Here is a 15,237-nt window from a genome sequence, read left to right as displayed (position 1 = left end):
CTCTATGGAGCACAACGGTTCTCGGCAATGGACAGTTCTGATCAATTCAGAAGAGCAGTACGGTCTCTTCCCGTCCGACCTGCCGCCGCCCGTTGGGTGGCGGCCCGCCGGCTACAGCGGCACCGAAATCGAGTGCGTAGCGTACGTCGATAGAAACTGGACCGATATGCGACCACTAAGCCTCCGAAAGTAACGTGCTCATGTATGAGATGCAACTTCCTAATGGTCTGTTTGTTCAGCAGCTGAGCCCCGGAGAGACGGCACTGCTCTACCGGGATATTTTCACCGAACGTTGTTACGCGCACGAAAGGCTGTCCCTGAACGCGGGCGACACGGTTTTCGACGTTGGTGCGAATATCGGCATGGCGGCGTTGTTCTTTCACCTCGAGTGTCCGGGACTGGTCTTCCATGCCTTCGAGCCGGCGCCGGAGCCGTACTCGGCGCTCACGGCGAACCTGACGATGCACGGTATAATTGCCAGCTCGACCCGGTGTGCGCTCGGGGACCGCTCGGGCATTGGCCAACTCACCTATTACCCCGACTCCACCGTGATGTCCGGCTTCTATGCGGATGTCGAGGCGGAGGCATCCCTGACTCGTTCTTACCTGACTCGCAGCGGATTTGACGAGGAAGATGTCCGGGAGATGCTCGTGGGACGGCACGAAAGCGTTGTCGTTGGCTGCGAGGTGCAGACCCTCTCCGATGTGATCGCCGCGCGGCGCGTCGAGCGCATCAACCTATTGAAGCTGGACGTCGAAAAGAGCGAACTGGATGTGCTGCGCGGGCTCCGCGAGCAGGATTGGCCGAAGGTGCGGCAGGTCGTCGCCGAGGTGCACGACATCAATGGTGCCCTGAAGTCGTTCACCGGGCTCTTGGAGGCGCACGGCTTCGATGTGGAGTTGGAGCAGGACGACCTGCTCAGCGGTACGGAAATTTATGAGGTGTTCGCCTTTCGGAAGGATCACTGAACAGTGATTAGCGATATCGCGGATCCCGAGCTCTACGAGCTGGGCGACCCCGTGGCGGTGTGGGCGAAGCTGCGCGCCACGACACCGGTTTTCTGGAACGAACACCCGCCCGGTCCCGGATTTTGGGCCGTCATGGCCTACGAGCCCGCGCTCGAGGTCTACCGGAACACCGACGCCTTCACCTCTGAGCTCGGTATGCGAATCGACTCAGATCCGGCCGCGGTCAGCGCGGCGGCGGGCAAGATGTTGATCGTCACCGATCTGCCGGTTCATCAACAGCTTCGGCAGGTCATGAACACGGCTTTCCTGCCCCGTGTCGTTTCCGCGCTCGATGCGTCCATGCGTTCCGTGGTCGAGCCGTTGGTGATTGCCGCGCTGGAGAAGGCGAGGGTCGATTTCGTCAGTGAGATCGCCGCGATCCTCCCGGCGGCGATCATCTGCGACATCATGGACGTTCCAAGATCGGATCGCTCGAACATGATCGAGCTGACCAGCAAGGCCTTCGGGGCGTCGGTCGGCGCCGGCATCCGTTGCCCGGCGGGGGAGATGGAGAGGACCGAGGCACACGCCGAGATCTTTCTGTACTTCAACGAGCTTGTGGAGCAGCGTCGACGCAAGCCGGGAACCGACGTGATCAGCGCCCTCGTCGAAGGTGAGATGGATGGCCGTCCACTGACGGACGCGGAAATTCTGATGAACTGCGACGGGTTGCTCACCGGGGCGAACGAGACCACGCGGCACGCCTCGGCCGCGGGCCTGCTGGCGCTGATCGATCACCCCGGCGAGTGGCAGCGGCTGCGCAACGGCGAGGTGGGAATCGACTCCGCGGTCGAGGAAGTCCTCAGATACACGGCTCCGGCGTTGCACGTGATGCGGGTGGCCACCAAGGACGTGCGGGTCGGCGGCGAACTCGTGCGGGCCGGCCAGGCGGTTGCCATCTGGAATTCTTCGGCCAACCGTGATGAGACGGTATTCGCGGATCCGGACAGATTCGACCTCGGTCGGTCGCCCAACCGGCATCTGACGTTCGGAATTGGCCCGCATTTCTGCTTGGGCGCCACCCTTGCCCGGGTTGAGCTGAGAGTGCTGCTCCAGGTTCTCGCGGAACGTGTGGCCCGCATGGAACTTGTCGGGGAAGTACGGCGAATGCGATCCAACTTCATGTGGGGGATAGAGGATCTGCCAGTCTCCTTTACCTCTTGACGGATTGGGGTCCGGTAAGTTGAGCGAGAACCTGGTTTCGGTGGATTCGGCGGGAACCTGGCTGTGGGAACTTCGTCCCCGACCGCCGCGGGCGATTGCGACCCTGGTGCTGTTGCCTCATTCAGGTGCAATGGCACAGGGATACGTGAGGTGGGCACCGTGGTTTTCCGACGATATCCATCTCGTGGCCGCGCAGTATCCGGGCCGCGGCACTCGCTTCCTGGAGGAGCACGCCACCGACATCAGCGAGCTGGCGAACCCGTTGGCCGCCGTCCTGGCGGGTGAGCCCGGACCGTTGTTCGTGTTCGGGCACAGCCTCGGGGGCCTCGTGGGGTTCGAGATCTGCTGGCAACTGGAGCAGATGGAGCGTGGGCCGGGCGGCTTCTTCCCCTCCGCGGCTCCGGCGGCGCACTACAGCCACTTGTTGCGCCAACCCAGCGACGAGGAGCTCGTGGCGGGGCTGCTCGGCCGCGGCGGCCTGGACCGGGTCGCGCTGGAGGACCCGGATCTGCTCGGCCTCATTCTCGACGCGTGCCGGTCCGACTGGGTCATGACCGCCTCATACAAATACAGCGGTGCGCGTCGGCTCCTGCGCTGCCCAATCGTCGCGTTCGGTGGCGCGCAGGACTCGGGGGTCCCCGCGGCATTGCTCAACGGATGGCCGGAGCTGACCACCGGTCACGGCTACGTACACGTGCTCGAGGGCGGGCACTTCTATTTCGACGGCCAGATGGCCACGTTCACCACGCACCTCGAACGAGAAATCCGCGCCCTGGTCGCGCAGGGCTAACACACCGACTGCCATTCAAAGGAGAGCAGGGTGACGAGCAGCCACGAGGGTTTGGCGCCGCAGGTGCGCCTTCGCACGCTGGGCGAGATCGAGCGGGCCGGTCTGTGGAGTCTGGACCGGGTGATCACCGAGTACTTGCAGGGCGGCTCCGGGTCGGAGCTCACCGTCCGGCGCAACCGGTCGGCATTCGACCGGATTCGGTTCGTGCCACGGGTCATGTCGGGCCTACCGCACCCGTCGACCGCCACGTCGCTGCTGGGCGTCGATCTGCGGATCCCGGTGATGACGGCACCGTTCGGTTCGGACGGCTACTTCCATCCCGAGGGCCATCGGGCGGTGGCTCGCGCCAACGAGCGGTTCGGGATCTGTGGCGTCGTGCCGGAGGCAGGGACGTTCTCGGCCGAGCAGCTGGCGACGGCGGCGCCGAAGGGCGCGGCATTCGGCCAGCTGCACCCGATGGGCACCGAGGCGAACTTCCGGTCCATGGTGCAGCGGTACGTGGACGCCGGGTACCGGGGCCTGGTGCTGACCTTGGACTGCCCGACTCCCGGCTGGCGGGAACATTTCCTGCTCAACGAGTTCAGGGTCGACAAGCGCGTCGTCTCCGGCAACTACCCGCCCGACGCGGAGATCGACATGGAGCAGGCACTGGCGCGGCTCAACCCGGCCACGCAGCCGGCTTGGACCTGGGACAAGCTCAGCGAGCTGCTCGCCGACTACCCGCTGCCGTGGCTGGCCAAGGGCATCCTGACCGCCGAGGACGCGGTCGCGGCGCTCGACGCGGGTGCCGCCGGAGTGATCGTGTCCAACCACGGCGGGCGTCAGCTCGACGGTGTGCGCTCGACGATCGAAGCCCTCGAACCGATCGCCGCCGCCGCGCGCGGCCGAGGCGCGATCGTGCTCGACAGCGGCATCAGGCGGGGCAGCGACGTGGTGAAGGCGGTCGCCCTCGGGGCGGACGCGGTGCTGATCGGGCGGCTCTCGGCCTACGGGATCGCCGCGGCCGGAGAGGACGGCGCCTATCAGGTACTGGAGCTGCTCCGCCGGGAGATCGAGACCGTGCTGATCCTGTTGGGCCGGGGAGATATCACCGACCTCGATCGCTCATCGGTGGAATGGGAGAGCTGATCGCCGATGCCGAGCCTGATCCGGACGCCCGGCCAGTCCCCGATGCTGCCGGCCACCGTCACCGCCAACGGTTTCGTCTTCACCTCGGGACTGATCTCGCCGAGCGCGTTGACGGCGATGACCGACGGCGGGACCGTCCCCGCCGACCAACAGATCCGCGAGGCGGTGAGGGTGCTCGAGGCGACTCTCGCCGAGGCCGGTGCTGAGGTGGCCGACGTCGTCAAGCTGACCGCGTACCTGTCCTCGGCGCGGCTGTTCGGCCCGTGGAACGAGGTCTTCCTGTCCGTGTGGCCAGAACCTGGGCCGGCCCGCACGACCTTGGTCGCGGCCTTCGTCAGCCCGGTCGTGCACGTCGAGCTCGAAGCCGTCGCCGCGCTGTGAGCGACGCGCGGGTGACCGACATAGAGGGCACAATAATGGCGATATACCGAGCTATTGATCGCCGGAACTGGGATGCTCTGCGGGGCCTCCTCAGCCCAGCTGTTTTCTACAGTCGACCTGGATATTCAGAAATGAACGGTCGAACGGAATTCGTTGACTTCTACAAGACGACTCGCCAGATCAGCGCCGGGGAACATGATGTTCGTGCGATCATAGCGAGCGAGTCCGTAGGTTGTTGCTGGGGAACTTTCAGCGGAGTGTTGCGTAACGGCGACATGATTCAAATAGCCTTCGCCGACTGGTACGAGTTCGAGCGTGGCCTGGTTCGTACTCGTCGAACTTTCTTCTTCCCCACCTCGAGCTGAACCTGGCCGACGTGGTGTCAGCTCAACGGCGGGTGGGTGGTGAGTCGGTCTTCGCCTCGCGCGCAGTTGCGCAGAATGACCCAGGCGACCATTTCGGGGTCATCGATCATCGATAGGTGTCCGCAGCCGGGAAGCCGGGCAAAGTCGGCGGCCGGCAGCCGGAGCCGGGCATTGACCATTTGGCTGGGCGAGATCATTTTGTCCTGCGCTCCCCAGGCCACGGTGAGGGGAACTACCGGCTTGGGTTCACTTTTCCACTGAAACTGGCGGGCACTGGCCATGGCCTCGCTGAACGCCGGCGTATCGCGCATGGCGGCCAGGTTGGCGAGCGCTTCGGCGAGGTCCATCCGCTTCGGACGTACGCACAGCCGAGAGATGATCAGGTTGCGCACGAAGCTGATCTCGGCCAGCGGCGGATCAGTGGCCAAAGCCAGACGGGCGGCGGCCCGGAACATGCGTAGGTGCGTGATGACCCACCAGCGTTGTCCGGGCGTCCAGAAACCGGTTGGCGACAGCGCGGTTGCGGAGGACACGATCCCCGTGGTGGCGGCGCCGACGGCGAGCATCCCGCCGAGCCCACAGCCGGCGACGTGTGGACGGCGTACCTCGAGACGTTCGAAGACTCGTTTCAGCGATTGGATGCCGAAGGCGCGAATGCCATCTTCGCTGGCGGTGTGGGGGACAGGGGCCCGGCCCATTCGGGGCAGATCAACCGCGATTACGTCGTGGTGTTCCGCGAGTTGATCTATCACCGGTCGCCAGATCTGCCAGCGTTGGCCAAGGCTGTGCACCAGCACCAAGGGTTTGCCCCTGCCACGCCGACAGTAATTGGACTCGACCACACCCAGCCCTCCACCCACACCCACGGATCCACCCGTTGTGCGCGGGAAATTTACTCGCATCACCCGATCGATACGAGCCCGTCAAACGGTCATCCGCGGACGCGACGCCAGTGACTGTCCAACGGCGTTGGCCACATCAGGTGCATGAAATTGCTGGTTGAGGTCTTACCAGATTCTCCACGGGCACCGGGGTATGCCCGCTGAACCGGTGTTCTGCCGGTCCAGCGGGCATTCCGCCGTACCACCGGACGGTGATCAGCCGGCGTCCCGCGGTGCGCGGATCATCCCGTTCCGGGCTCCAGATAGAAGAGGGCCACCGAGCCGTCGTTCCGGGCGAAGGCGCTGGCTTCACCACGACCTTGACGCGGCGACTGGTTCAGGAACGCGACCGCGCCGGCGGGACCCGCGCTTGCGGCAAACTCGCGGTACGCCCACTGCTGGCGGGTCGAGCTTCCCAAGCTCCCCGGCGCGAGATAGAACAGCGCGACCGAACCGTTGTTGCGGGCCACGGCGGTTACTTCCCCGGCCCCTTGCCGCGCCGCTTGGTTCAAGTAGGTCACGGCGCCTTGTGGTCCCTCGGCGGCGGTGAATTCCCGATAGATCCATTCCTGCTGGGTTCCGCTGCCCAAGCTGCCCGGTGCCAGGTACAACAGCGCCACGGACCCGTCCCCACGAGCGGTCGCCGTCACTTCTCCGGCCGCCTGCCGTGCGGGTTGGTTCAGGAAGTTCGCGGCGCCTTGTGGTCCCTCGGCGGCGGTGAATTCCCGATAGATCCATTCCTGCTGGGTCCCGCTGCCCAAACTGCCCGGCGCAAGATAGAAAACCCCGACAGATTGATCGTTTCGAAGCGATGCACTCGCCTCGCCGCCGCCTTGCCGTTCGGGTTGGTTCAAGAAGTTGATCGCGGCTGTCGCTCCCTCCGCCGGGGTGAAGTTTCGGTACACCCACTCCTGATCAGCCATCTCCAGCGTTCCCTTCTGCTCGTCCCGCGATGTCGGGCCTCAGGAAGAGGCGGAACGGCGGCCCGCAGATACGTCAACGGCCAGATGCCCGCCGGCGGAGCCGTGATCCGGGTCCGCGAGCGATGTCGTCCGAGCCGGCCCAACGCTGTATCAGCCGGGGGTCGCGGCGGCTCTTAGGACCGGGAAGACCCGAGAGCCCCCAAGAAGGAGACCGTGATGTCGCAGCAACTCGATGCCCAACTAGCCAACGTCGGCACCCGGTTCCTGATCTTCCCGCAGCCCAGATTCCTGACGAAGGACGATGGAACCCCGGTTTTCCCCGAGCCGGAGGAAGTCATCGTCTCGGTGCCTCCGGCCGAGATGCAGCCAGGCCCCGCCGACGACCGCATGTTCGTCGTCGACGCCGTCGAGAAGCTTCCCTACAACCGGCTGACCCGGCCGCCCTATCGTGGCCCGGCCCGTCCACCGGTGTCACCGGGCCCTGACGGCCACTTCACCCACCTCGACCCGGACAGCCGCGAGTTCTCGGCCGCGACGATGTACGCGACCGTCCGGCGGGTCCTCGACATCTTCGAGGACTACTTCGGGCACCACCTCGAATGGCACTTCGACGCCACCTTCTCGCGGCTGGAACTGATCCCCCTCATCGAGTGGGACAACGCGCAGTCCGGGTTCGGCTTCCTCGAGTTCGGCTACGGACGAACCCCGGGCGGCACGATCGACCACACCAGGCCCTACTGCCAGAACTTCGACGTCCTCGCGCACGAGTTGGGCCACAGCATCGTGTTCAGCGAGGTCGGGGTGCCGTCGAGCCCGCTGGATGAGGGCATCGACTACGGCGGGATGCAGGAGTCCAGTGGCGACCTCACCGCGATCGTCGCTCTGCTGCACTTCGACAGCTTCGTCAAGCACCTCCTGGGGACGACCAAGGGCAACCTGCTGACGGTCAACGGGCTCGACCGGGTCGGTGAGCTGTCGGACAGCCGGCAGATCCGCGTGGCGTTCAACTCCAGGCGCATGTCGGACGTAGGACCCGAGCCGCACGAGCGGTCGCTCCCGCTGACCGGGGCGATCTTCGACACCATGGTCGAGGTCTTCCAGCAGGAGCTGGTCCAGAACGGGTTGATCACGGCCGACCTGCGTGACCGGTCGACGCAGCTACCGGGCAGCGTGACCGACCTGCGGCAGATCCAGGCCGACTTCGAGGCCGCCTACCAGGGGCAGGAGAAGGAGTTCGAGCGGGCGCTGCTCAACGCGCGCGACTACCTCGGCCGCCTGCTCGCCGTCACCTGGGGATCGCTCTCCCCGGACTTCCTCACCTACCACGACGTGCTGCGGGCGCTGGTGCGCGCGGACCGGACGGTGAGCGGCGGCGCCAACCAGGCGATCATCAGGGCCTGCTTCGCCTGGCGCGAGATCGCTCCGTCACCGGACTCCGTGCTGCTTCACCAGCACACGCTGCAGGACTGTGGCCTGCGCACCGCCCAGCCGGTCGAGGACGCCACCCGGACGATCTTCGTGAACGGCGCGGGTGCCGATCGCCCCCGACAGGTATCAAGCGGCAAGCGCAAGCGCTCCTCCTGATGAACCCAGATTCCGACGGCGGCCGGGGGCAGTCATGAACCGATTCCAGCGGGTGCTCGAGATCCTCGACGGGGCGGTCGGCGGGCCGGGCGCGCCGGTCGGGTTCCATGGCGCGTTCTGGCGCGGCACCACCCGCGACGAGTTCGTCACGACCACGGTGTTCGGCAACGACCTCGTGGTCGTCGGCGACGGTGCCGGCTCGAACCTCGTGCGCGCGCTGAAGGGGCAGGCCCCGTTCGGCGCCGACCTGCCCGAGCCGCCGCCGGACGCGACGTTCAACCGGATGCCCTCCGGTCGGGAGCCGGTGCCGGCGGAGGCCATCGCCGAGATCGAGCGGTGGATCGACGACGGCTGCCCCGACAGCGATGTGCCGAGCGTGGCGCCGACCTGGCACACGACGAACGCTCCCATCGCCAGCTCGCGCACGGACGACATCTGGTTCCTCGATCCGCGCGAAGGCTGGGCGGTGAACAGCAACGGCCAGATCCTGCACACCACGGACGGCTTCGACACCTGGCAGGAGCAGTTCCACGCACCGGGGGTGTACCTCCGCTGCGTGGGTTTCGCCGACCCGTCGCGCGGCTGGGTCGGGACGCTCACCGCGGGTCGACGCCTGTACGAGACCTCCGACGGCGGCCTGACCTGGAACCTGGTCGGCGACCTCCCGCCGCTCGCGCCGTCGGCGGTCTGCGGCCTCTCGGTGGTCGACGGCGAGGTCGTGTACGCCTCCGGCACGAACTACCCGGACCGGCCGGCGCGAATGATGCGCACCGTGGACGGCGGGGCCACCTGGCAGGCGTGGGACATGTCCCAGCACGCTTCGCTGCTGGTCGACACCCTTTTCACCGATGCCGACCACGGGTGGGTCGTGGGCGGGCGGGCAACGGTCCCGAACCCGACGCGCGACGACGTACGCGCGGTGGTGCTGCGCACCGAGGACGGCGGTCGCACCTGGACCGACCAGCTGGCCCCGCTGCACGCCGAGCTCCCGCTCGGCGAGTGGGGATGGAAGATCCACTTCCTCGATGACCGGGTCGGCTACGTCGCGCTGGAGAGCTTCGTCCGGGCGGCGGTGCTCAAGACCACCGACGGCGGTAGCACCTGGACACGTATCGAGGTCCACGACCAGCAGGGCAACGCGAACCTCGAGGGCATCGGGTTCCTGGACGAGCAGACCGGTTGGGTCGGTGGCTGGGGCTCCGACACCTTCCAGGAGGGCTTCAGCAGCGCGACCACCGACGGCGGCGCCACCTGGCGCAATGCCAACGAGATCGGCCGGTTCATCAACCGGTTCCGGTTCTTCCGGGGCCCGCGGTCCGTCGGCTACGCCTCGGGCCGAACGGTGTACCGCTACTCGGCCGAACCGGTAGCGGCGCCTCGACCGGTCGCGCCACAGCAGGAACTGCTGCTGCTGGACGACAACGCCCCGTTGCGCACCGGGGTGCCACTCACCGTGTCGCTGTCGGTGCCCGATGGCGCCGAGCAACTCACCGTCGACCTCTGGGACCGCTTCGGCGAGCACGTGCGCCGGCTGGTCGACGAGAAGGAGCCGGTGCCGGGCCGCCGCACGGCGCGGTGGGACGCCACCGACGCGGCCGGCCGGCCGGTTTCCGGCAGCTTCCTCCTGCGGGTCACCGTCGACGGCCACTCGGAAAGCCAGATCACCCAGCTCACACGCTGACCGGAGGTCGGCGAACCCGGAGAGGACCCTCAATGCCGACGATGATCGAGCCGCGGGGCTGGTCGCACAGGCGCTGGCGATCTTCGTGACTCACCACAAGCCGGCGCGCGCGCTGGCCCTTCCGCCGGACCCGCAGTCCGTCCTGGACGGCGCGGCCGACCCGAACGATCCCGACTACTGCGACCGCGGCTGGCCCTACACGCTGCTGCTGCCCCGCGGGACCGAGGACGGCATGCCGTACCGGCTGGTCGTGTTCTGCTCGAACGCGGTCCGGGACCTGGTGCGCCCGTCGGCCGAATGCGGCTCGATGAGCTTCTGCGGCGCGGTCGACCGCTATCCCGACACCCGCGACATGGGGTACCCGTTCTCCCGGCCGTTCGCGGACTCCGTCGAGGCGACCGTCCTGAGAGTCCCTTCGGCCGCGGGGCGGTCGCTCACGATCCGACACACCGATTCCTGAGGGAGAAGAACCATGGGCACGGTTTACAAGATCCACCCCGCGATCGGGGTCGCCCGCGTCGGCAACCACCAGTCCGCGTTCTTCCTCGGTCCGGAGATCCCTGGCTCACCGGGCGTCGAGATCGGCCCGGGCGGTGCGGAAACGGCGGTGACCGCCTACAAGAAGGACGGCCGCATCAAGCGCCAGGCGGCCCGGTTCCGGGTGTTCGAGTACGAGCAGGACATCTCGGGGAACCTGGAGCTGATCGGCGAGGTCGGGGCCGAGGCCCACGTGGAGTGGAGCGTCGACCTGGTGAACCGCAAGGCCGCGCTCGACCACGTCGCCGGTCCGGCGGCGCGGCGCAACCGCACCGTGGCCAACCGCGACAGCCTGGTCATCAGGAGCCCCCGGCCGGTGACCGTCGCGGGCGCCGACCACGGGCCGGAGACCCTGGCGGGGACCTTCCTGGGCAAGCAGGTCTACCTCGGCGAGATCCGGACGGACCAGGCCGGCCGGCTGATCGTGCTGGGCGGCCGCGGCGCCAGTGGCTCCGTGCCGCCCGGCGCGCCGCTCGACAACTTCGCCAACAACGACCGCTGGCACGACGACGTGTCCGACGGCCCGGTCTCGGCGTCGGTGACGCTGCCCGGCCAGAAGCCCGTCGCGGTGCACGAGCAGGCCTGGGTGGTGGTGGCGCCGCCCGACTTCGCGCCGGGCATCGACGCCACCGTGTCGCTCTACGACATCGCGTTCCAGTGCGGCATCACTAAGGGGGCGCTCCGGCCCGAGACCCGCCCGTCCTTCGTCCGGCACATCAAGCCGATGATCGAGCGGACGGTGGCGCTGCGCTGGGTGGACGACTGGGACCAGTGGGCCGGCCTGGTGCCACTGAAGTGGGACGAACTGGCCGATCCCGCCCCGGCCAACCAGCGCATCCGCGCACAGGTCGCGGCCAGGGTGAAGGACCCGGATCTGACGATGTTCGAGCTCCCGGCGTTCCTCCGGACCTACCTGGACCAGTGGGTGGCGGGCGACTTCGTCAGCGACCTCGGCGCGCCGGCGGCGGCCGAGACCGTGCCGAGGCTGCTGGACCGCGCGGCCCTCGAGCGCTGCACCGGGAACAACTTCTTCCCCGGTATCGAGGGCGGCCTGAACCTCAAGGACCCGGACATCTACTCCCGGCCGTTCCGCCTCGACCGCACCAACACCGGGAAGGTCTACCCCGGCTGCCTGACCGAGATCATGGCGGTGCCGTGGCAGGCGGACTTCCGGGCCTGTGAGGGCGACTGGTGGCCGTCGCAGCGGCCCGACCGGGTGATGACCGACCCGCACGACGTTCCCGGGAGCGTCGCGGACTGGGAGGCCCCGATCGGCCCGTTCCAGGAGATGGTCGACAACGTGCAGCGGCTGGGGTTCATCGTCCCCCGGCAGGCCGGCGCGGAGACGGTGTTCGTCGAGGTCGACCGGGACCCACAGTTCACTCGACGGCGGCCGTGACCTCGACGGGCGTCATCGCCGATGTGGTGGTCGTGGGCGGCGGTCCGGCCGGGGCCGCCGCGGCCGTCACGCTCGCCCGGGGCGGCCGATCGGTGGTGCTCGTGACCCGTGACCGGCGGCATCGCCCCCGAATCGGCGAGACCCTGCCGCCCTCGGTGATCCGGCCGCTGGTGGCGCTGGGTGTCTGGGACACGTTCCTGGCCGCCGGCCACCTCGCGTCGCCGGGCACCGTTGCGTCCTGGGGAGACGGCCGGCCCCGGGAGAACGACTTCATCGTCGATCCGCACGGCACGGGGTGGCATGTGGATCGGGACCGGTTCGACTCGATGCTGCTCGACGCGGCTCGCGCCGAGGGTGCCCGGATCCTGGCGTTGCCCCGGGCGGCGCGGGTGGACCGCGAGCACCCGGGCTGGACCGTGCGGTGGGAACGCGGCACGGTCTGCGCGCCATTCCTGGTCGACGCGAGCGGGCGGGGGGCTCGCGTCGCCTCCAGGTACGGGGGTCCTCAGCGAGGGGATGACCGGCTGGTCGGGCTGGTTCGCTTCGGACGGGCGCACCGTCCGGACCCGAGGACCCTCATCGAGGCATGCCCGGAGGGGTGGTGGTACGCGGCGGCGCTGCCCGGCGGGCGCGCGGTCACCGCGTTGTTCACCGACGCCGACGTCCTCCCGGCCGGGTCCGAGGAACGTCGCCGCTTCCGCGCGCGGGCGTTGTCGCACACCCACCTCGTCGCCGAGGTGGTCGGGGAGTCGACGTGCCATCTCGCGCCCGCCGACGCCCGGGTCGCCAAGCTCTGCGCCGGGCGCGACTGGGTCGCGGTCGGCGACGCGGCCAGAACGCTGGACCCGCTCTCCGGCCAGGGGCTGACCGTGGCTTTGACCTCGGCGATCCGCGCGGCCGAGGCGGTGCTCGACCGGGACAGCGGGGGCGCATTGGCCGCGTTCGCGGCGGACACGGCGGCCGGTCATCGCGCCCACGTGGCGGCCGGTCTGGCGCACTACCGACGCGAGCGGCGGTGGCCCGAGAGCGCGTTCTGGCGCCGCCGGCACCGGACCGCGGCCTGACCGCCCCGCCCTACCCGAGGAGCGCACAGTGGACACACGGTTCTTCACCCCGGGCTCGATCACGCCGGTGCCGTCGCGGGGTCGCGACGGTGCCTCGAACGCGTCCGTCGCACCGGAGGCGGGTCCGTCCGGTTCGCTGCACGACCCGCCGCTGGAGCCCCGCGACGAGGCCGTCTTCCTGCTCACCGCGGCGGCCGAGATCGAGCACGCGCTGATGGTGCAGTACCTCTATGCGGCCTACTCGGTACGGGTCGTCGCCGGTCCCCATGAGCAGCAGCTGCGGGAGATCCGTGACCTGCTCACCCAGATCGCGCGGGAGGAGATGGGACACCTGGCCACCGTGCAGAACCTCCTGCACCTGGTCGGTGGGCAGGTGCACCTCGACCGGAACCGGTCGGCGGGCGCCACCGACGTCTCGCCATTCAGGTTCGCGCTCGAACCCCTGTCGCTCGACTCGCTGGCCAAGTACGTCATCGCGGAGAGCCCGATGCCGCTGCCGGACACCGTGTCGGCGGGGGACGCGGAACTCGTCGAGCGGATCCGCGAGGATGCCGTCAAGGCCAACGGCGGGCAGGAGGTTCGCCACGTCGGGCGCATATTCGAACGCCTCGACCACCTGTTCGCCACCGGCCTCGCCGACGCCGACATCCGGCCGGACACCGGCGGGCGGCACGCGACGTTCGACGACTGGGGGTTCGAGCCCCGCTCGGCGGCCGCCGGCGAGAAGCTGATCGTCGAGTCGTTCCCCGAGACCGACCCGGGCCCGCTGCGCGACGCCGCGAGGAAGGCCGTCTCCAAGATCGGCGAGCAGGGGGAGGGCTCCGACCTCGGCCCGGTGGGGACCGAGTCACATTTCGAGCGGTTCCTGGAGATCTACAAGAGGGTCTCGACGCTGGTCGACGCCGGCGCGCAGGTCGCCCACCCCGTGGCGACCAACCCGAACACCAGCCCGCCGGGGGCGGGGCAGGAACTCGACCCGGGCCGAATCACCCACCGGCGAGCGCGGGCGTGGGCGCGGCTGTTCAACCTCCGCTACCGGATGCTGCTGCAACAGCTGGCGCACTTCCTGCTGCTGGACCAACCCGTGTACTCCTCCGCACCCGGCCCGCGCCTCGGCGACCGCACGGCGCGCGGACTGCTGCTGGTCGGCGCGTTCGACGAGATGCGGTACCTCGGCAAGATCGCCGGCAAGCTCGTGAACCTGCCCAAGGAGGAACCCGCCACCGGCACCCACGCGGGTCCGCCGTTCGAGCTGCCGTACACCCTGAACCTGCCGGACGGCGAGGAACAACGTTGGCGCAGGCACCTGGACGTCTCCCTCGCCTCGGTGCGGCTCGTCCGCGAGGAGCTCCCGCCCATCGACGCCGAGCCGTTTCTCGAGCACATGGTGGAATCGGACCTCCGGGCGCAAGCGGTCATGTCCTCGCTCGCCCGGGGCGAGGGGATCCCGCCCGAAAACCTCCCCACCGGCTTCGCGAAGGTGGTCACGATCCTCGAGGAGGCCGTGCGCGGGTTCACCATCGGCCGCCACGGGAACCTCTGGGCCGGGACGACCCGCGATGGGTTCCTCGCCCTGCGGTTCTTCGGCACGCCCCCCGTCATGGAGGACCAGGGCGGCGTCGTCGCCGACCCCGACGCGGCGCCGCTCATCGCCCGCCTGTCCGACCCCGTACCCCGCACCCGGATGCCGCGACTTCGCCCGCCCGTGCCCGCCGAACGGGTCTCGTTCATCCGTCAGTGGATCAGCGACGGCTGCCCCGACAACTCCCCACCCGGATCGGTCGGGGTCCAGCACGAACCGGACCCGACCCCCTGAACGGTCAGCACACCGCGGACGATCGAGAGGAGGCAGCCATGCCGGAACAGGGAAACGGGTCCACGCGGCCGGACCAGCGCCCAACTGAGCATGCGGACCTGCTGGGAGCGGAGTCGGCGGCGTCCTTGGCGGACCTCGCGGCGCAGAAACTGGAGCCGGCGCAGCAGCAGGACCTGGTCGCAACCGTCGTGCGAAACCTGGACACCCCGAAACAACAGAAGGATGCCGCGGTAGCGGCGGTCAACGCGCTAGCCACGGAGCAGCGGGCGGAAGTGGCCGACGGCCTCCTCGGCACACCGGATCGGAAAACGAGACAGACCCTCTGGTACATAGTCGTCGCGACTCTCGCGGCAGCCATTTTCATCTTTGGCTTCATGGCCTTTCTACTGCTTTACCAGGGAAAGGCCGCGGAAGGTCCGCTGGCGCTCGCGACAACAGCGCTGGGAGGTGTAGTGGGGCTCGTGGCAACCAGCCCCGGTAGCGGACGCTCGGGCTGAGCGAGGTTTCGAACACAGAA

At 68.5% G+C, this 15,237-nt stretch carries 16 protein-coding genes; 14 read left to right on the top strand and 2 right to left on the bottom strand.

All coding sequences use genetic code 11. The features are described from left to right. Positions 1–4: 4 nt before the first annotated feature. The 7 genes from ABEB12_RS06525 to ABEB12_RS42050 are packed head-to-tail and all read left to right on the top strand — an operon-like array spanning position 5 to position 4,835. Positions 5–193 (top strand): MbtH family NRPS accessory protein, encoded by a 189-nt coding sequence (locus ABEB12_RS06525; RefSeq protein ID WP_185062854.1) that lies wholly within the window; start codon positions 5–7, stop codon positions 191–193. Between the two features lie 7 nt (positions 194–200). Further along, on the top strand, positions 201–968 hold the full coding sequence (locus tag ABEB12_RS06520) for an FkbM family methyltransferase (protein ID WP_185062853.1): 768 nt from the start codon (positions 201–203) through the stop codon (positions 966–968). Between the two features lie 3 nt (positions 969–971). Further along, positions 972–2,171: a cytochrome P450 gene (locus ABEB12_RS06515; RefSeq protein ID WP_185062852.1), complete on the top strand. Its 1,200-nt coding sequence runs from the start codon at positions 972–974 to the stop codon at positions 2,169–2,171. Positions 2,172–2,190: 19 nt separating this feature from the next. Continuing rightward, complete coding sequence (locus ABEB12_RS06510) at positions 2,191–2,961, top strand: thioesterase (RefSeq protein WP_185062851.1); 771 nt, start codon at positions 2,191–2,193, stop codon at positions 2,959–2,961. 30 nt (positions 2,962–2,991) lie between these two features. Continuing rightward, positions 2,992–4,089: an alpha-hydroxy-acid oxidizing protein gene (locus ABEB12_RS06505; protein ID WP_185062850.1), complete on the top strand. Its 1,098-nt coding sequence runs from the start codon at positions 2,992–2,994 to the stop codon at positions 4,087–4,089. A gap of 6 nt (positions 4,090–4,095) precedes the next feature. Continuing rightward, complete coding sequence (locus tag ABEB12_RS06500; protein ID WP_185062849.1) at positions 4,096–4,470, top strand: Rid family hydrolase; 375 nt, start codon at positions 4,096–4,098, stop codon at positions 4,468–4,470. 35 nt (positions 4,471–4,505) lie between these two features. Then, positions 4,506–4,835: a nuclear transport factor 2 family protein gene (locus tag ABEB12_RS42050; protein WP_425572220.1), complete on the top strand. Its 330-nt coding sequence runs from the start codon at positions 4,506–4,508 to the stop codon at positions 4,833–4,835. A 17-nt stretch (positions 4,836–4,852) separates the two neighbouring features. Here the strand turns inward: ABEB12_RS42050 and ABEB12_RS06495 are convergent, their stop codons facing one another. Together ABEB12_RS06495 and ABEB12_RS06490 are read right to left on the bottom strand one after the other, a co-directional pair. Beyond that, positions 4,853–5,677: an alpha/beta fold hydrolase gene (locus ABEB12_RS06495; RefSeq protein WP_345702612.1), complete on the bottom strand. Its 825-nt coding sequence runs from the start codon at positions 5,675–5,677 to the stop codon at positions 4,853–4,855. Between the two features lie 281 nt (positions 5,678–5,958). Further along, positions 5,959–6,639, bottom strand: coding sequence for a hypothetical protein (locus ABEB12_RS06490; RefSeq protein ID WP_185062846.1), 681 nt, complete (start codon positions 6,637–6,639; stop codon positions 5,959–5,961). A 216-nt stretch (positions 6,640–6,855) separates the two neighbouring features. Here ABEB12_RS06490 and ABEB12_RS06485 point away from each other — a divergent pair, with 216 nt between their 5' ends. From ABEB12_RS06485 to ABEB12_RS06455, 7 genes are all read left to right on the top strand, one after another. Continuing rightward, positions 6,856–8,223, top strand: a complete 1,368-nt coding sequence (locus ABEB12_RS06485; RefSeq protein WP_221498233.1) for a gluzincin family metallopeptidase — start codon at positions 6,856–6,858, stop codon at positions 8,221–8,223. 34 nt (positions 8,224–8,257) lie between these two features. After that, positions 8,258–9,904, top strand: coding sequence for a YCF48-related protein (locus tag ABEB12_RS06480; protein WP_185062845.1), 1,647 nt, complete (start codon positions 8,258–8,260; stop codon positions 9,902–9,904). A gap of 85 nt (positions 9,905–9,989) precedes the next feature. Then, positions 9,990–10,364 carry a hypothetical protein gene (locus ABEB12_RS06475; protein ID WP_185062844.1) on the top strand — a complete coding sequence of 125 codons (375 nt, stop codon included), beginning with the start codon at positions 9,990–9,992 and terminating at the stop codon, positions 10,362–10,364. Between the two features lie 12 nt (positions 10,365–10,376). Continuing rightward, positions 10,377–11,840: a LodA/GoxA family CTQ-dependent oxidase gene (locus ABEB12_RS06470; protein WP_185062843.1), complete on the top strand. Its 1,464-nt coding sequence runs from the start codon at positions 10,377–10,379 to the stop codon at positions 11,838–11,840. Beyond that, entirely contained in the window at positions 11,837–12,904 is a 1,068-nt protein-coding gene (locus ABEB12_RS06465) for an FAD-dependent monooxygenase (protein ID WP_185062842.1), read from the top strand. The genes ABEB12_RS06470 and ABEB12_RS06465 overlap by 4 nt, the downstream gene beginning before the upstream one ends. 28 nt (positions 12,905–12,932) lie before the next feature. Next, on the top strand, positions 12,933–14,720 hold the full coding sequence (locus ABEB12_RS06460; protein ID WP_185062841.1) for a ferritin-like domain-containing protein: 1,788 nt from the start codon (positions 12,933–12,935) through the stop codon (positions 14,718–14,720). A 38-nt stretch (positions 14,721–14,758) separates the two neighbouring features. Then, entirely contained in the window at positions 14,759–15,217 is a 459-nt protein-coding gene (locus ABEB12_RS06455) for a hypothetical protein (RefSeq protein ID WP_185062840.1), read from the top strand. Positions 15,218–15,237 lie beyond the last annotated feature (20 nt).

Origin of the sequence: Actinospineispora eucalypti (assembly GCF_039543365.1) — a bacterium.
In the GTDB taxonomy this organism is placed as follows: Bacteria; Actinomycetota; Actinomycetes; order Mycobacteriales; family Pseudonocardiaceae; genus Pseudonocardia; species Pseudonocardia eucalypti.
This window is presented reverse-complemented; position numbering and strand designations above follow the sequence as displayed.